Genomic DNA, 16,357 nt, shown 5'->3' on the forward strand with positions numbered 1-16,357 from the left:
CGGACGGGCTGATGTGCCTCCGGCGGCGCCTCAAACGCCGGCGGGGCTGGATTGGCTGCCGCCGTCCGTCAGGCGCGGCGGGTCTGCCCGGAGGGCGCGGCCATCTCAGCCTCGCCGGCGTTTGAGGCGCGGGGTCCGGGGCGGAGCCCCGGGGAACGGTGGAAGGGCGGGTAGGGGACCGGCTCCGCGCAGCGGCACCCTGCCAGAGCCGGGCCGCAGGGTGGGCCGTCGGGGCCGGGCCGTTGAGCACCGGCGTTCGCTCTGCGGGGGCGCGCAACCGGCCCCGACGGCGCGGGGTGTCAGGGGGCCGGGTCCGGAGGGGCCAGGCGGGGGAGGGCGTCGGGGTGGTGGGTGGAGAGCCAGGTGATCAGCTGTTCGCGGATCGTGCAGCGCAGCGTCCAGACGTCGGCGGAGTCCTTCGCGGTCGCCGTCGCCCGGATCTGGATGGTGTGCGGTGTGGTGTCCGTCACCACGAGGGCCCAGGCGCGGCCGTCCCACTCCGGGATGTCGGGCAGCAACCGCTCCAGGTGGTCCCGCAGCAGCGGGACCGGCGCGCCGTGGTCCAGGTGGAGGTAGACCGTCCCGGTCATCTCCGCGCCGCCGCGCGACCAGTTCTCGTACGGCTTGCTCGTGAAGTACGACACCGGCATCGTGATGCGGCGCTCGTCCCAGGTGCGGACGGTGAGGAAGGTCAGCGTGATCTCCTCGACCGTGCCCCACTCCTTGTCGACGACCACCGTGTCGCCGATGCGGACGGTGTCGCCGAAGGCGATCTGGAGGCCGGCGAAGAGGTTGCCCAGCGCGGCCTGGGCCGCGATGCCCGCGACGATGCCGAGGACGCCCGCCGAGGCCAGCATCGAGGCGCCGACCGCCCGCATCTGGGGGAAGGTCAACAGCATGCTCGCGACGGCGACCACGATCACCACCGCGCTGACCACCCGGTGGATCAGCGTGACCTGGGTGCGGACCCGGCGGACCCGGGCCTCGTCCGCGGCCGCCCGGGCGTAGCGCGCGTACACCGAGTCGACGGCGGCCGTCGCGATGCGGACCGCCAGCCAGGCCACCGAGGCGATCAGCACCAGGTTGAGGACGCTGCCGACGACGAAGGCGTGGTCGGGAAGGATCCCGGCCTGCCGGTAGGCGCCTCTGAGCAGCGAGGCGCAGAGCACCACCTGGAAGGGCAGTCGGCAGTGGCGCAGCAGACCCCAGAGCGGGGTTTCGGGGTGCCGGTCGGCCGCCCGGCGGAGCACCAGGTCGGCGGCCCAGCCCGCGATCAGGGTGACCGCCAGCGAGCCGCCGAGGACCGCCGCGGGACGCAGAACGCTCTCGATCTCCATGGGGGAGAACGTATCGGGAAGGCGCGCGGGCGAACTGGCACGATGGGGGCATGAACATCATGCTTTTCCACTCGACGTACGGGCTGCGGCCCGCGGTGCACGCGGCGGCCGACCGGCTGCGCGCGGCCGGGCACCAGGTCCAGGTGCCGGACCTCTTCGAGGGGCGCACCTTCGAGACCGTCGAGGAGGGCATGGCCCACCGGGACGAGATCGGCCGTGACGAGCTGCTCAAGCGCGCGGTGCTGGCCTCCGCGCCCCACTCCGACCAGGGGCTGGTGTACGCGGGCTTCTCCTTCGGCGGTTCCGTGGCGCAGCACCTGGCGATGGCCGACGAGAAGGCGCGCGGCCTGCTGCTCCTGCACGGGACGGCGGACCTGGAGGAGGACGCCTCGGTGGACGAGCTGCCCGTCCAGTTGCACATCGCGGACCCGGACCCCTTCGAGCCGCACGACTGGCTGACGGCCTGGTACCTGCGGATGCAGCGGGCCGGGGCCGACGTGGAGGTCCACAGCTACCCGGGCGCCGGGCACCTGTTCACCGACCCGGGGCTGGACGACTACGACGCCGAGGCCGCCGAGCAGACCTGGAAGGTCGCCCTGGCGTTCCTGGATTCCCTGTAGGCCCTGCGGGTTCTGTGGGTCCAGTGGGTCCAGCGGGTCCTGTGGGGAAATTTCTGCGAAAAGGTGCGGGGCACGGGTCGGCGTTCGCCGGTCCGTGCCCCGCACCCGTGTTCACGCGGCCGGGGTTCAGCCCGCCCGGTAGGCGGTCCAGCTGCTCTTCATGCGGGCCACCTGGCCCGCGGTGAACTGGTACATGCAGGAGTCGTACGTGTAGTCCATGAAGTTGTGGATCGGGTCCACGCCCGGCTTGCTGGTGCAGCTGTCGCGGCCGGTCGGGCACTCGTAGGCCGCGGTCTTCTCGGCCGGGGTGTCGGAGACGTAGTCGCCGTTGCCGTTACAGCCGCCCTGGAAGGTGTGGTACAGCCCCATCCAGTGGCCGACCTCGTGGGTCGCGGTGTCGCCCTCGTTGTAGTTGGTGGCGGAGCCGCCCGGCAGGGAGGTGTCGAGCACGACCACGCCGTCCATGTTGGGGGCGGAGTTGTAGGACGTCGGGAAGGTCGCCCAGCCGAGCAGGCCGCCGCCGAGGTTGGCGGTGTAGAAGTTCAGCGCGCCGGCGCCGCCCTTGCGCAGGGTCGTCTTCATGTCCTTCTCGGCCTGCGAGCCGTCGGTCAGGTTGTACCAGGTGGCGTTGTCCGTGTAGTCGGTGCCCGCCAGCGTGAACTGGAAGTTGGTGTTCACGTTCCCGGTGCCCTGGCCGCCGTAGGCGGCGTTGAGGACCGAGATCTGGTTGTTGATCTGGGTGGACGTCAGCTTTCCGGTGGTGCCGGAGTGCACCACGTGGACGTACACCGGGATGGTGACGACGGCCTCGGCGGCGGCCAGGCCGCGCTGGGGCTGGTTCTTCAGCGCCTTGTCGAGCTTCGCCTTCATGTCGGCGTCCATGGCCTTGGCCTGGGCGTCGGTGAGCTCGTTGGGGTCGGCGGCGTGCTGCTCCTTGGGGCGGGCGGCACGGGCGTTGGCGGCGATGCCGGATTCCTGGGCGCACGCCTCGGCGGGGGACTTGGCGGCGGCCAGGGTGGTGGGGGCGGCGAGCGGGGTGAACGCCAGGGTTCCGGCCAGGACCGCCGTGCCCATCAGGCGGCGGCGAAGAAGGGGGGATATGCGGGCGACAGCGCGCACGTGTGCTCCTCGCGTGGGGGGGGATTGGCGTGAAGGATCTTCTCCACGTTGGCGGGAAGCTTATGTGTTCATGACATGCAGGGGTCAAGACCCTTGCGTAAAAGATTTGTTGCATGTGATGACAGAGGGGCGCCTGGTCTGCACCAGACGCCCCTCTGCGGCGTAAAATTGACGGTCAGTCAGTTATTTTGTCCGGAAATCCTGTGGTGGCCGGCGAGTCAGCGGACCGGCTGCCACACCCGCTCCACCTTCTGGGTCCCGTTGAGCGTCCGGTACGAGCGCTCCCACGCGGACGTGGCGTCCTGGCGCCGCTTGTCCGAAACCGCGTAGTAGTCCATCTGCGAGCGCTCGGCCGTCACGTCGAGGACGCCGTAGCCGTGGGAGTCCATGTCCAGCCACTTCACGTGCCAGTTGGCGGCCTTGATGGCAGCCTCCGCGACCAGCGAGGCGGTGTCCGCCGGCACGTGCAGGATGTCGTCGATGTTGTCGGAGGTCACCGAGGTGACGACGAACTCCGTGGCCGCCGTGCCCGAACCCGGGTACGTGGCCATGTTCACCGGCACCTCGTTCGCCCACGCCATGTGGATGTCGCCGGTCAGGAACACCGTGTTCTTGATGTTCCGGTCCTTCAGGTGGCCGAGCAGTTCCTTGCGGTCGTCCGTGTAGCCGTCCCACTGGTCCACGTTGATCGCTATGCCGCCCTCGGGGAGGCCCAGCAGCTTCGTCAGCGGCCCCAGCAGGTGCGCGGGCAGCGAGCCGAAGGCCACCGGCGAGATCATCACCGAGGTGCCGACCAGCTTCCAGGTCGCGTTCGAGTTCGCGAGCCCCGCCTTCAGCCAGTCCAGCTGGGCGCGCCCGGTGATGGTGCGCTCCGGGTCGTCCACCGAACCGCTGCCGACCTTGACCTGCTGCGAGCGGAACGAGCGCAGGTCGAGCAGGTGCAGATCGGCGAGGGTGCCGAAGCGCAGCCGCCGGTAGACGGTGCCGGCGATGGAGGCGCGTACGGGCATCCACTCGAAGTAGGCCTGCTTGGCGACGGCCGCGCGGGCCGCCCACTCGCCCTCGGCGCCGGGCGTGTGGTTCTCGGCGCCGCCCGACCAGGCGTCGTTCGCGAACTCGTGGTCGTCCCAGATGGCGACGATCGGGTGGGCGTGGTGCAGGGCCTGGAGGTCGGCGTCCGTCTTGTAGTTGCCGTGCCGGGTGCGGTAGTCGGCGAGCGAGAGGATCTCGTGCTTCGGCTCGTGCCGGCGCACCACGTACTTGTCCTCCGGGTAGCCCCCGGTCTGGTACTCGTAGATGTAGTCGCCCAGGTGCAGGACCGCGTCCAGGTCGGTACGGGCGGCCAGGTGGCGGTACGCGGAGAAGTAGCCGGACTCCCAGTTGGCGCAGGAGACCACGCCGAAACGGACCCCGGCCGTGGTGACGTCGTGCCCCGCCGTGGTCCGGGTGCGGCCCGCGGGGGAGACGGTGGTGCCGGCGGTGAACCGGTACCAGTACGCGGTCTGCGGCTGGAGTCCGCGCACGTCCACCTTGACCGTGTGGTCGGTGGCGGCGCTCGTGGAGGTCGTGCCACTGGCGACGACCCGGGAGAAGGCCTTGTCCGCGGCCACCTCCCAGCTCACCGAGGTGGCGGGGCCGAGCCCGGAGCCGGGCACGGCCTCGGGGGTCGGGGTGACGCGGGTCCACAGCAGGACCCCGTCGGGCAGCGGGTCTCCGGAGGCGACGCCGTGCAGGAACGCGGGCGCGCCCGCGGCGGCGTGGGCGGCGGGGGCGCCCAGTGTGGCGGCCATCGGGGCGAGGGCGGCCGTGGCGGCCGCGGCGAGGACGACCGTACGGCGGCGGGGGTTCGCGGCGTCGGCGGGGTGCTCGGAGGAGGAATCGAGAAGACTGGTCACGGATGATCACATTACTGACGGGTAGGCCGTCCGTACCATCCCCCGAAAGGCAACGGACGGGCGAACTCTGGGAGTTCACCCGCCCGTGTTGCCGGACATCATCCGGACATCATCCGCGAAACGGCTCGAATCAGCCGGCGATGGCCTTGTCGATCGCCGCCGTGAACTGGTCCGCCGTCTGCGGGGTCTCGATCTTCTTGCCGTCCATCTTCAGCGTCGGCGTGCCCTGGACACCGCTCTTGTCGAAGACCTTGGACATCTCGATCGCCCAGCGGTCGTAGGTGCCGCCCTCGACCGCCTTCTTGAACTCGGCGTTGCCCTTGAGCGCCGGGACCTGGTCCGCGACCTTCAGCAGGTACTCGTCCTTGGCGAACTTGTCGTCCTTCTCCTCCGGGTGGTTCTCCGCGGAGTACAGGGCCGACTTGTACTCCAGGAACGCCTCGGGGCTGACGTTGAGGGCCGCGCCCAGCGCGCTCAACGCGTTCTTCGCGCCGGTGCCGCCGAAGCCCTTGTCCAGGAAGGTGGCGCCGATGAACTGGATCTTGTACTTGCCCGCGTCGACGTCCTTCTTGATCTGCGAGCCGGAGGTCTGCTCGAACTGCGCGCAGACGGGGCAGCGCGCGTCCTCGTAGAGCTCCAGGGTCTTCTTGGCGTCGGCCTTGCCGATGACGACGGTCGTGCCGTTGTCCCCGGTGGTGTTCTTCGGCGCGACCAGGGCCGCGTCGGCGGCCTTCTCCCACTCCGAGGGCTGGTTCGCCTTGACGACCGCGTAGCCGATGCCGCCGGCCAGCGCGAGGGCGGCGACGACGGCGCCCGCCACGATCACCTGGCGGCGCGCCTTGTCCTTCTTGGCCTGCTTCTCGCGCTCGATGCGCAGCTTCTCGCGGGCCGCCGCCTTGTTCGCCTGGCTGTTGCGTGCACTCATCGTGATCTCCGTGGGGTGTGACATGGGAAGGGGTGGACTGCCGTACGTGTCTCAGGCGCGCGCGAACGCGCCGGGTACGGGAGGCCCCCGCCGTCCCACGGAGTGCGCGGGGAACCGCGTACGGGCCCCCACGCCGGGGAGGGCCGGCCGCGACGGCCGCGGCTTCGGCCCGACGGACCCCGCCGCCCCGGCCGCGGCCAGCGACAGGGGTCGGAACGCGAAGGCGGCCACCGCCCGCAGCAGCCGGCCCAGCGCCCGCTCGCCGCGGTGCAGCCACGCGGCGGCCAGCAGCCCGACCGAGACGTGCGCGCCGAGCAGCAGCCAGGGGGCCCACGGCCCGGGCGACGCGAGGAGCGCGGCCGGATCGGCGGCGGGCCCGGTCACCCCGGTCAGCGCCCCGCCCACGGGGGTGCCGCCGCACAGCGCGTCCAGGCCCAGGGCGCGCAGCGGGCCCGCGACCGGGCCGCCCGCGGCGCCGTAGCAGACGTGCTGTCCGGAGGTGAAGACGGTGTCGGCGGCCAGCTCCAGCGGCACGAGCAGCCCGGCGATGGAGCCGAAGCCCCGCTCGCGCCCGGCGAGCGCGTAGGCGAGCCCGAACACGGCGGCGAAGGCCCCGACGACCGGCGCGGGCGGCAGCGGGACCCGGGACATGAGGACGTGCGAGCCGGCCGAGAGCAGCACGACGAGCGCGCTGAACAGCGCGGCCCGCAGCCCCCGGAGTCTCACCCCTGATATGTCCATCGCCGCGAGTCTGTCACGTGAGTCTGTGAACGCGGGCCGGAGGTCGGACCTACGGCGTGATGCGGCCGTTGCGGAAGAGGTCCACGAAGATCTGGTGGTCCGACCGCGCGCGGGCCCCGTAGGCGTGGGCGAAGTCCACGAGCAGCTCCGCGAAGCCCTCCTCGTCGGCGGCGATCGCCGCGTCGATGGCCCGCTCGGTGGAGAAGGGCACCAGCGACTGACCGCTTTCCGCCTCGTCGGCGGAGGCGTGCATGGTGGCCGTGGCCCGGCCGAGGTCCGCGACCACCGCCGCGATCTCCTCCGGGTCGTCCAGGTCGGACCAGTCCAGGTCCACCGCGTACGGGGAGACCTCCGCGACCAGCTGCCCGGAGCCGTCCAGCTCCGTCCAGCCCAGCCACGGGTCGGCGTGCGCCTGGAGGGCGCGCTGCGAGATCACCGTGCGGTGGCCCTCGTGCCGGAAGTACTCCCGCACCGCCCGGTCCGTGATGTGCCGGGAGACGGCCGGGGTCTGCGCCTGCTTGAGGTAGATCACGACGTCGTTCTCCAGGGCGTCGCTGTGCCCCTCCAGCAGGATGTTGTAGGAGGGCAGGCCGGCCGAGCCGATGCCCACGCCCCGGCGACCCACCACGTCCTTGACCCGGTAGGAGTCCGGGCGTACGAGGGACTCCTCCGGCAGGGTCTCCAGGTACCCGTCGAAGGCGGCCAGCACCTTGTAGCGGGTGGCCGCGTCCAGCTCGATGGCCCCGCCGCCCTCGGAGAAGCGGCGCTCGTGGTCGCGGATCTCGGTCATCGAGTCCAGCAGGGAGAAGCGGGTGCGGGAGCGGGCGTCGCGCAGGGCGCCCAGCAGGGGCCCCTCGGCGGTGTCGAGGGTGAAGGAGGGGACCTCCTCGTTCTTGGCGCCGATGGCCAGCCGGTGGATGCGCTCGCGGTAGGCGGCCGCGTAGGTCCGCACCAGGGAGCTGATCTGCTCGTCGCTGAGCGCCTTGGTGTAGCCGATCAGGGCGACGGAGGCGGCGAAGCGCTTGAGGTCCCAGGTGAAGGGGCCGACGTAGGCCTCGTCGAAGTCGTTGACGTTGAAGATCAACCGACCGTTGGAGTCCATGTAGGTGCCGAAGTTCTCGGCGTGCAGGTCACCGTGGATCCACACCCGGCCCGTGCGGTCGTCCAGGTAGGGTCCGCCGTGCCGCTCGCGCTCCAGGTCGGCGTAGAAGAGGCAGGCCGTGCCCCGGTAGAAGGCGAAGGCCGAGGCCGCCATCTTGCGGAATTTGACCTGGAAGGCGGCGGGGTCGGCGGCGAGCAGCTCACCGAAGGCGGTGTCGAACACATCGAGTATCTGCTCGGCGCGCTGCTCGTCGGTCGTCTCGGGAACCGCCATGGCGGATGCCTCCTGGTGCACGGGGTGGTACGGGTTCTGACCGACTGGACGTCGGACACGTGTTCCTGGTTCTGCAACGCCCGACCGTATCTCTCCGTGCCCCGGAAGTGTCACTCGTGGGACGTAGGATTCATAGCTGCCGCCCCTCTCGCCCCCGGAGGCCCCCACCGTGTCAAAGACGCCGTTCACGCACCTGCACGTCCACACCCAGTACTCGCTGCTGGACGGTGCCGCACGGCTCAAGGACATGTTCGCGGCGTGCAACGAGATGGGCATGACGCACATCGCCATGTCCGACCACGGCAACCTGCACGGGGCGTACGACTTCTTCCACACCGCCCAGAAGTCCGGGATCACGCCGATCATCGGCATCGAGGCGTACGTGGCGCCCGAGTCCCGGCGCAACAAGCGGCGCATCCAGTGGGGCCAGCCGCACCAGAAGCGGGACGACGTCTCCGGTTCCGGCGGTTACACGCACAAGACGATCTGGGCGGCGAACGCCACCGGCCTGCACAACCTCTTCCGGCTGTCCTCCGACGCGTACGCCGAGGGCTGGCTCACCAAGTGGCCGCGCATGGACAAGGAGACCATCTCCAAGTGGTCGGAGGGCCTGATCGCCTCCACCGGCTGCCCCTCCGGCGAGCTCCAGACCCGACTGCGCCTCGGCCAGTTCGACGAGGCCCTGAAGTCGGCCTCCGAGTACCAGGACATCTTCGGCAAGGACCGGTACTTCCTGGAGCTGATGGACCACGGCATCGAGATCGAGCGCCGGGTCCGCGACGGCCTGCTGGAGATCGGCAAGAAGCTCGGCATCCCGCCGCTGGTGACGAACGACTCCCACTACACCTACGCGAGCGAGGCCGGCGCCCACGACGCCCTGCTCTGCATCCAGACCGGCAAGAACCTCTCGGACCCGGACCGCTTCCGCTTCGACGGCTCCGGCTACTACCTGAAGTCCACGGACGAGATGTACGCCATCGACTCCTCGGACGCCTGGCAGGAGGGGTGCGCCAACACGAAGCTGGTCGCGGACCAGATCGACACCGAGGGCATGTTCAAGTTCCGGAACCTGATGCCGAAGTTCGACATCCCGGACGGCCACACCGAGGTCAGCTGGTTCCGCGAGGAGACCATGCGCGGCATGCACCGCCGCTACCCCGGGGGCATCCCGGACGACCGGATGAAGCAGGCCGAGTACGAGATGGACACCATCATCTCGATGGGCTTCCCGGGCTACTTCCTCGTGGTCGCCGACTTCATCATGTGGGCCAAGAACCAGGGCATCGCCGTGGGCCCCGGCCGAGGCTCCGCGGCCGGCTCGATCGTCGCGTACGCCATGGGCATCACCGACCTCGACCCGCTCACGCACGGCCTGATCTTCGAGCGCTTCCTCAACCCCGAGCGCGTCTCCATGCCCGACGTCGACATCGACTTCGACGAGCGTCGGCGCGTCGAGGTGATCAGGTACGTCACCGAGAAGTACGGCCAGGACAAGGTCGCCATGATCGGCACCTACGGCACCATCAAGGCCAAGAACGCGATCAAGGACTCCGCGCGCGTCCTCGGCTACCCGTACGCCATGGGCGACCGGCTCACCAAGGCCATGCCCGCCGACGTCCTCGGCAAGGGCATCCCGCTCTCCGGCATCCTCGACCCCTCGCACCCCCGCTACGGCGAGGCCGGCGAGATCCGCGGGATGTACGAGAACGAGCCCGACGTGAAGAAGGTCATCGACACCGCCCGCGGCGTCGAGGGCCTGGTCCGCCAGATGGGCGTGCACGCCGCCGGCGTGATCATGTCCAGCGAGACGATCACCGACCACGTGCCCGTCTGGGTGCGGCACACCGACGGCGTCACCATCACCCAGTGGGACTACCCGAGCTGCGAGTCGCTCGGCCTGCTGAAGATGGACTTCCTGGGCCTGCGCAACCTCACGATCATGGACGACGCCGTCAAGATGGTGAAGGCCAACAAGGGGATCGACATCGACCTCCTGGCCCTCCCGCTCGACGACCCCAAGACCTTCGAGCTGCTCGGCCGCGGTGACACCCTCGGCGTCTTCCAGTTCGACGGCGGGCCCATGCGCTCCCTGCTGCGCCTGATGAAGCCCGACAACTTCGAAGACATCTCCGCCGTGTCGGCCCTGTACCGGCCGGGCCCGATGGGCATGAACTCGCACACGAACTACGCCCTGCGCAAGAACAAGCAGCAGGAGATCACCCCGATCCACCCGGACCTGGAGAAGCCCCTCGAAGAGGTGCTCGCGGTCACCTACGGCCTGATCGTCTACCAGGAGCAGGTGCAGAAGGCCGCCCAGATCATCGCCGGCTACTCGCTCGGCGAGGCCGACATCCTGCGCCGCGTGATGGGCAAGAAGAAGCCCGAGGAACTCGCGAAGAACTTCACGATCTTCCAGGAGGGCGCCCGGAAGAACGGCTACACCGACCAGGCCATCCAGGCCCTCTGGGACGTCCTGGTGCCCTTCGCCGGCTACGCCTTCAACAAGGCGCACTCCGCCGCGTACGGCCTGGTCTCCTACTGGACCGCCTACCTCAAGGCGAACTACCCCGCCGAGTACATGGCAGGGCTCCTCACCTCGGTCAAGGACGACAAGGACAAGTCCGCGATCTACCTGAACGAGTGCCGCCGCATGGGCATCAAGGTGCTCCCGCCGAACGTGAACGAGTCGGAGCCCAACTTCGCCGCCCAGGGCGACGACGTGATCCTCTTCGGCCTCACCGCCGTCCGCAACGTCGGCCAGAACGTCGTCGAGTCGATCATCAAGACCAGGAAGGCCAAGGGGAAGTTCTCCTCCTTCCCCGACTTCCTCGACAAGGTCGAGGCCGTGGTCTGCAACAAGCGGACCGTCGAGTCGCTGATCAAGGCCGGCGCCTTCGACGAGATGGGCCACACCCGCAAGGGGCTGGTCGCCCACCACGAATCCATGATCGACAACGTGGTCGCCGTCAAGCGCAAGGAGGCCGAGGGTCAGTTCGACCTGTTCGGCGGAATGGGTGACGAGGGCGGCGGCGACGAGCCCGGCTTCGGGCTCGACGTGGAGTTCTCCGACGTCGAGTGGGAGAAGTCCTACCTGCTCGCCCAGGAGCGCGAGATGCTCGGCCTCTACGTCTCCGACCACCCGCTCTTCGGCCTGGAGCACGTCCTCTCCGACAAGACGGACGCCGGCATCTCCCAGCTCACCGGAGGCGAGCACTCCGACGGCGCCGTCGTCACCATCGGCGGCATCATCTCCGGCCTCCAGCGCAAGATGACCAAGCAGGGCAACGCCTGGGCCATCGCCACCGTCGAGGACCTGGCCGGCTCCATCGAGTGCATGTTCTTCCCCGCGACCTACCAGCTCGTCTCCACCCAGCTGGTCGAGGACACCGTCGTCTTCGTCAAGGGCCGCCTCGACAAGCGCGAGGACGTCCCGCGCCTCGTCGCCATGGAGATGATGGTCCCCGACCTCTCCTCCGCCGGCACCAACGCACCCGTCGTCCTCACCATCCCGACCGTCAAGGTCACCCCGCCGATGGTGACCCGTCTGGGCGAGATCCTGCGCCACCACAAGGGCAACACCGAGGTACGGATCAAGCTCCAGGGGCCCCGCACCACCACCGTGCTCCGCCTCGACCGGCACCGCGTCCAGCCCGACCCGGCCCTCTTCGGCGACCTCAAGGTGCTGCTCGGACCGTCGTGCCTGGCCGGATGAGGCCGTAGCCGCACACGCGCGAGGGCCTGCCCGGTCGACCGGGCAGGCCCTTTTTCGTCACTGAGCGCGCCGAGCGCGCCGTGTGCGCGTCGGCCGCGGGTCAGTTGTGGCCGAACTTCTTCTGCTTGCTCTTGTGGGCCATGTCCATCGGACTCGGCGACGGGTTCACCGACTCGCCGGATTCCATGGAGCTCTTCGACGGGTCCTGCGAAGAGCGGGCCTGCTGCTTCGCCGGCTGCTTCTGGTTCTTGTTCTTGGCCATGGGGGGAGCCTCCGTGAGGTCTAGGGGCCAGGACCGCCTTCACACTCACACAGCGCCAGAAACCGCGCATTTTGGATCATTACTGCGCGTAGCCGGTAGAACCAAAACTTCCGCCACGCCGATGATCGAGTTCCGGCCGTCAACACCCTTGCGGTCGGGCAGACTCGGGGGACCCGCCGAAGAACTCAGAGGATTCCCCAGGGAAGAGGTGGAACGCGTGGACCGCTGCGTCGTCCTGGTGGACGCCGGCTACCTGCTGGGCGCCGCCGCGAGCCTTCTCGCAGGGGAGCCCTCGCGCTCCCGCATCACCGTCGACCACGCCGCCCTCATCCAGGGGCTGCGCGAACGCGCCGAGGCCGACACCGAGCAGCCCCTGCTGCGCATCTACTGGTTCGACGGCGCACCCGACCGGGTGCCGCAGCCCGAACACCGCCGGCTGCGCGTCATGCCCCGCGTGACCGTCCGGCTCGGCGCCCTGACCCGCAGCGACGGCCGCTGGGCGCAGAAGGGCGTCGACGCGGCCATGCACGCCGAACTCACGGAACTCGCCCGCAACCGGGCCTGCTCCGACGTGGTCCTCGTCACCGGCGACGGAGACCTGCTGCCCGGCCTGATGTCCGCCAAGGAACACGGCGTCGCCGTCCACCTGTGGGCCGTACAGGCTGCCGACGGGGACTACAACCAGTCCGAGGACCTCGTGGCCGAAGCCGACGAACGCCGCGTCCTCGACCGGGCCTGGATCACCCGGGCCGTCCGCGCCAAGGACCTCGCCGGACTCTGCGCCCCGCCGACCGCCCCGCGCCCCGACATCGCCGCGATCCTCTCCGCCCCGCTGCCCGAGGCCGCCCTCGCCGAAGCCGCCCGCAACGGCGCCGCCGCCGGGGACGAGGAGGCCGAAGGGGTTCCCGTACCGGCTCCCGCCACCGGTGGCGGCAAGACCGTACCCACCCCCAAGGACCTCGCCGGAGCCCTGCGCGCCCCCGGACAGCAGGCCGGACCCCCGCCGGCGGCGGCCGGGCAGCACCCCGTCGGCGCACAGCCCGCCGGAAGCGCCCTGCGCTGGTCCTCCGACAAGGGCTGGATCGACCGGTCCGGACCGCTCGGCGAACCCGCCGAGACCGCCTCGCTGCCCACCCTCGCCCAGCTCACCAGCGCCGAACAGCGCTGGGCCGACCGCGAGGAGGACATCACCACCGTCGGCGGAGACCCCTTCGAGGTCGGCCAGGTCTTCGCCCGGCGCTGGATGGAACGGCTCCCCGAGCAGGTGCACCTGCAGAAGCTCGCCACCATGTACCCGCGCATCCCGCACCGCATCGACGGCGAGCTGCTGCGCTACGCCGCCCGGTTCGGACTGCTCGCCCACAAGGACGACCAGATCGACGAGCACGACCGTTACGCCATCCGTGCCGGGTTCTGGCGCGAGATCGACGTGCGCGCCGCCGCCGAGCACGTGGTCGCCGTACCCGCGGCGGGCCCGATGGGACTCCCCCTGGGACCCGCGGGCGCGGCGACCCCGGCGGCCGAGTAGGGCCGGAAGCCGCGTAGGCTGCTCCCTCGTGAGTACGGGCACGGCGCAACACCAGAGCAGTACGGCGGCAGCCGCGGGAGGACCCGCCGACGTCGTCTGCGCGGTACGTGACCTGGTCAAGACGTACCCCGCGGTACGCGGCCGGCGTGGGGCCCCCGCCCTGCCCGAGACCCGCGCCAACGACGGGATCTCCCTGGACGTGCGGCGCGGCGAGGTCTTCGGCCTGCTAGGCCCCAACGGCGCCGGCAAGTCCACCCTGGTCCGCCAGCTCACCGGCCTGATGCGCCCCGACGCGGGCAGCGTCACCCTCCTCGGCCACGACCTCGTGCGCCACCCCGAGCGGGCGGCCCGGCTCCTCGCCTACCTGGGGCAGGAATCCACCGCCCTCGACGAACTCACGGTGGCCCTGGCCGCCGAGACCACCGGACGGCTGCGCGGACTGCCGCTGCGCGCGGCCCGGGCCGCGCGCGACGAGGTCCTGGAGGAACTCGGGCTCACCGAGATCGCCGGCCGGCCCCTGAAGAAGCTCTCCGGCGGACAGCGTCGCCTAGCCTGCTTCGCCGCCGCACTGGTGGGGGAGCGGCCGGTGCTCGTCCTCGACGAACCCACCACCGGGATGGACCCCGTGGCCCGGCGGGCCGTCTGGAACGCCGTCGACCGGCGGCGCGCGCAGCACGGCGCGACGGTCCTGCTGGTCACCCACAACGTCATCGAGGCCGAGACCGTCCTCGACCGGGTCGCCGTCATCGACCAGGGCAAGGTCATCGCCTGCGACACCCCGACCGGACTGAAGGCCACCGTCTCCGGCGAGGTCCGGCTCGAACTGGTGTGGCGCGAATCCGCCCCGCTGGACGTACCGGAGGTCGCCGCGCTGCGCGAGCTCGCCGCCGAGTCGGGGCGGCGCTGGGTGCTGCGGCTCGGCCCCGACGACGCCCGGGCCGCGGTCGCCGCGGTGACCGGCGGTCCGGCCTTCGCCTCGCTGGACGACTTCACGCTGGCCACGCCGAGTCTGGAGGACGTGTACCTCGCGCTCGGCGGGAAGACGAAAGGGCTGGTGAAGCAGTGAGCGACAGTCCGGCAGGCACTGCCACGGCGACCGAGGCCGCGGCGACCGGAGGCGTGCCGCACTCCGCCGCCCGGCAGGCGGCCGCGGCGCCACTGGCCGCGCGGGCCCGGCTCCTGCCGGCGCTGGCCGCCGTGTACCGGGCACAGCTCTCCCGGGCCCGGGTGGCGCGGATCCCGCTGCTCTTCGTGGCCACCTTCCAGTCCGTCGGCATCATGATCCTGATGCGGGGGGTGGTGGACGGCGGCTCGGAGGCCCGCGCCGTCGTGGCCGGCTCCTCGGTCCTGGTCGTCGCCTTCGTCGCGCTCAACCTCCTGGCCCAGTACTTCGGGCAGCTGCGGGCGGGCGGCGGGCTCGACCACTACGCCACCCTGCCGGTGCCGCCCGCGTCGGTGGTGCTGGGCGCGGCCGCCGCGTACGCCTCCTTCACCCTGCCCGGGACGCTGGTCACGGCGGTCTTCGGGTGCGTGCTGTTCGGGCTGCCGATGGGCGGGCTGTGGATCCTGCTGGCGGTGGTGCCGCTCGCCGGGGCCGCGCTCGCCGGGCTCGGCGCGGCGCTGGGGCTGTTGGCACCGCGGCAGGAGCTGGCCACGCTGGCCGGGCAGCTCGGCATGTCGGCGGCGCTGCTGCTGGGCGTGCTGCCGCCCGAGCGGATGCCTGAGCCGATCGTGTGGGCGCGGGACCTGCTGCCGTCCACGTACGGGGTCGAGGCGTTCGCCCGTACCTTCGCGCCCGAGCCGGACTGGGCCGCCGTCGCCCTCGACCTGGGGGTGTGCGGGGCCGTGGGCGTCCTCTCGCTGGCCGTCGCCACCTGGGCGTACCGGCGGGCGGCGGTGCGCTGACGCCGCCGGCGCCGGTGGTGCCCGCGTGACGCCGGTGGCGCCCCGGCCGGGCGCACCTGGCACGATGTGGGTGTGACCGAAGCCGTGACCCCTCCCTCCCCCACCGACCCGCCGTCGCTCCCGCCCGAGAAGTCGGGTGGCGGCACGGGCATCACCCCGGCCGACGTCCGCGACGGGGCCGCCGTGGCCCTGGCGGTCGGCGTGGCCGGTGTGATCCTCGCCGTGCTGTGGGCGTGGCTGGCGCCGCGGGTGCAGTACGTCTCCAACGGGGAGGCCGTGTTCCTGCGCAACAGCGAGGGCGAGGGCCGGATCGGGACCGACGGGACGTTCTTCCTGCTGGCGGCCGGACTGGGCGTGCTCAGCGGCGTCGGCACGTTCCTGTGGCGGCGGGCGGGTGGCGTGCCGCTGGTCATCGGGCTGGCGTTCGGTTCCTTCTTCGCGGGGCTGGTGGGATGGCGGTTGGGCCTCGTGCTCGGGCCGACGTCGAACCTGGTCGCCGCGGCGCGGGCGGCGGGCAAGGGAGTGCCGTTCGACGCGCCGCTGCAGTTGCTGGCGTACGGGGTGCTGTTGGCCTGGCCGATGGCCGCGGTCCTGGTCCACCTGGCCCTCACGGCCCTGTGGACCCCCCGGGACCCGGACCCGTCCCCGGAGTGGTCGGCCTACCCGCCGCCGCACGTCCACGCCGACCCGAACCCGCCGATCGCCTGACCTCCGTCTTCCCGGGGCTCCGCCCCGCACCCCGCTCCTCAAACGCCGGAGGGGCTGAAGGTGCCGCGCGGCACCCTGGGGCTCCGCCCCAGACCTCGCGCCTCAAACGCCGGGGGGGGGGGGGTGTGGGGGCCGGCCCAACACCCCCCCCCGGGGCGGGGTGGGCCCCCGCGGGCAACCCCCCCATCCCCCGGTAGGCGCGGCGGGGGTCGGGGCGCGCCCCCCCCCCC

13 protein-coding genes are annotated in these 16,357 nt (G+C 71.3%); 6 read left to right on the top strand and 7 right to left on the bottom strand.

What is annotated here, in order from left to right; genetic code table 11:
- Nucleotides 1-299: 299 nt before the first annotated feature.
- Nucleotides 300-1,331, bottom strand: coding sequence for a mechanosensitive ion channel family protein (locus tag ACFYZL_RS11545; protein WP_388678597.1), 1,032 nt, complete (start codon nucleotides 1,329-1,331; stop codon nucleotides 300-302).
- Between the two features lie 56 nt (nucleotides 1,332-1,387).
- Here ACFYZL_RS11545 and ACFYZL_RS11550 point away from each other — a divergent pair, with 56 nt between their 5' ends.
- Entirely contained in the window at nucleotides 1,388-1,957 is a 570-nt protein-coding gene (locus ACFYZL_RS11550) for a dienelactone hydrolase family protein (protein WP_384593508.1), read from the top strand.
- 126 nt (nucleotides 1,958-2,083) lie between these two features.
- Here ACFYZL_RS11550 and ACFYZL_RS11555 read toward each other — a convergent pair whose 3' ends face one another.
- From ACFYZL_RS11555 to ACFYZL_RS11575, 5 genes are all read right to left on the bottom strand, one after another.
- Nucleotides 2,084-3,031 carry a zinc metalloprotease gene (locus ACFYZL_RS11555; RefSeq protein ID WP_384754777.1) on the bottom strand — a complete coding sequence of 316 codons (948 nt, stop codon included), beginning with the start codon at nucleotides 3,029-3,031 and terminating at the stop codon, nucleotides 2,084-2,086.
- Between the two features lie 263 nt (nucleotides 3,032-3,294).
- Complete coding sequence (locus ACFYZL_RS11560; RefSeq protein ID WP_388678241.1) at nucleotides 3,295-4,971, bottom strand: alkaline phosphatase D family protein; 1,677 nt, start codon at nucleotides 4,969-4,971, stop codon at nucleotides 3,295-3,297.
- Nucleotides 4,972-5,101: 130 nt separating this feature from the next.
- On the bottom strand, nucleotides 5,102-5,896 hold the full coding sequence (locus ACFYZL_RS11565; RefSeq protein WP_384754755.1) for a DsbA family protein: 795 nt from the start codon (nucleotides 5,894-5,896) through the stop codon (nucleotides 5,102-5,104).
- Nucleotides 5,897-5,947: 51 nt separating this feature from the next.
- Entirely contained in the window at nucleotides 5,948-6,637 is a 690-nt protein-coding gene (locus ACFYZL_RS11570) for a hypothetical protein (RefSeq protein WP_384754758.1), read from the bottom strand.
- Between the two features lie 49 nt (nucleotides 6,638-6,686).
- Nucleotides 6,687-8,012 (bottom strand): DUF2252 domain-containing protein, encoded by a 1,326-nt coding sequence (locus ACFYZL_RS11575; protein WP_388678246.1) that lies wholly within the window; start codon nucleotides 8,010-8,012, stop codon nucleotides 6,687-6,689.
- Nucleotides 8,013-8,181: 169 nt separating this feature from the next.
- Between ACFYZL_RS11575 and dnaE the strand changes: the two genes are divergently transcribed.
- The gene (dnaE, locus tag ACFYZL_RS11580; RefSeq protein WP_384754764.1) at nucleotides 8,182-11,724 is read left to right on the top strand and encodes a DNA polymerase III subunit alpha; all 3,543 of its coding nucleotides are present in this window, start codon (nucleotides 8,182-8,184) and stop codon (nucleotides 11,722-11,724) included.
- 100 nt (nucleotides 11,725-11,824) lie between these two features.
- Here dnaE and ACFYZL_RS11585 read toward each other — a convergent pair whose 3' ends face one another.
- Entirely contained in the window at nucleotides 11,825-11,986 is a 162-nt protein-coding gene (locus tag ACFYZL_RS11585; RefSeq protein ID WP_384593490.1) for a hypothetical protein, read from the bottom strand.
- Between the two features lie 208 nt (nucleotides 11,987-12,194).
- Here ACFYZL_RS11585 and ACFYZL_RS11590 point away from each other — a divergent pair, with 208 nt between their 5' ends.
- The 4 genes from ACFYZL_RS11590 to ACFYZL_RS11605 all read left to right on the top strand — a co-directional run bounded on the left by ACFYZL_RS11590 (nucleotide 12,195) and on the right by ACFYZL_RS11605 (nucleotide 16,127).
- The gene (locus tag ACFYZL_RS11590) at nucleotides 12,195-13,514 is read left to right on the top strand and encodes an NYN domain-containing protein (protein WP_384754767.1); all 1,320 of its coding nucleotides are present in this window, start codon (nucleotides 12,195-12,197) and stop codon (nucleotides 13,512-13,514) included.
- Between the two features lie 28 nt (nucleotides 13,515-13,542).
- The gene (locus ACFYZL_RS11595; RefSeq protein ID WP_384754769.1) at nucleotides 13,543-14,580 is read left to right on the top strand and encodes an ABC transporter ATP-binding protein; all 1,038 of its coding nucleotides are present in this window, start codon (nucleotides 13,543-13,545) and stop codon (nucleotides 14,578-14,580) included.
- A 53-nt stretch (nucleotides 14,581-14,633) separates the two neighbouring features.
- Nucleotides 14,634-15,419, top strand: a complete 786-nt coding sequence (locus ACFYZL_RS11600; RefSeq protein ID WP_384754780.1) for an ABC transporter permease — start codon at nucleotides 14,634-14,636, stop codon at nucleotides 15,417-15,419.
- A 72-nt stretch (nucleotides 15,420-15,491) separates the two neighbouring features.
- Nucleotides 15,492-16,127 (top strand): hypothetical protein, encoded by a 636-nt coding sequence (locus tag ACFYZL_RS11605; protein WP_384754772.1) that lies wholly within the window; start codon nucleotides 15,492-15,494, stop codon nucleotides 16,125-16,127.
- The last annotated feature ends 230 nt before the right edge of the window (nucleotides 16,128-16,357 follow it).

Origin of the sequence: Streptomyces sp. NPDC001717 (genome assembly GCF_042892775.1) — a bacterium.
Taxonomy (GTDB): Bacteria; Actinomycetota; Actinomycetes; order Streptomycetales; family Streptomycetaceae; genus Streptomyces.